Source organism: Pseudomonas sp. SWRI179 (assembly GCF_014268705.1).
Classification (GTDB): domain Bacteria; phylum Pseudomonadota; class Gammaproteobacteria; order Pseudomonadales; family Pseudomonadaceae; genus Aquipseudomonas; species Aquipseudomonas zanjanensis.
The window spans coordinates 1-697 of sequence record NZ_JABWRA010000128.1 but is presented as its reverse complement, the minus strand read 5'-3'; the positions used below and the strand labels follow the sequence as shown (position 1 = coordinate 697).

The 697-nt window shown below is 60.7% G+C and carries 1 protein-coding gene; it reads left to right on the top strand.

Translation table 11 applies throughout. The annotated features are described in order from the left end of the window. The coding region (locus tag HU767_RS28535; RefSeq protein ID WP_186731113.1) for an immunoglobulin-like domain-containing protein at positions 1–697 on the top strand (697 nt) is incomplete at both ends.

Below are 697 nucleotides of genomic sequence, written 5' to 3'. Positions count from 1 at the left end.
CAAAACGGTCCGGTCACCGTGACGTTGGAAAGCGGCAAGACCATCACCATCGCAGCGGGCGCTAGCTCGGGTGCATTGGATGTAGCCGTTGGCAACGATGTGTACCAAGGCCCAACCACCGTCACTGAGTCGATCAAAGATGCATCCGGTGGCAACTTGGAGGCCATTGCTCCAAACACCACGCCAGTTAGCACTGTGGTCAGCGACGTCAACGACACCACCAGCGTGACGCTGACCGCCACACCGACCGTGAACGAAAACGGCACCATCACCTACACCGCTACCCTCACCGGTGCCGACGGCAAGCCGGTCACCGCGCAAAACGGTCCGGTGACCGTGACGCTGGAAAGCGGCAAAACCATCACCATCGCTGCCGGCGCAAGCTCGGGTGCGTTGGATGTAGCCGTTGGCAACGATGTCTACCAAGGCCCAACTACCGTCACCGAAAGCATCAGTACCGCCACTGGCGGCAACCTCGAAGCTATCGCTCCGAACACGACTCCGGTCAGCACTGTGGTCAGTGATGTCAACGACACCACCACCGTAACGTTGACCGCCACGCCAACCGTAAATGAAAACGGCACGATCACTTACACCGCCACCCTGACCGGTGCCGACGGCAAGCCGGTCACCGCGCAAAACGGTCCGGTGACCGTGACGCTGGAAAGCGGCAAAACCATCACCATCGCTGCCGGCG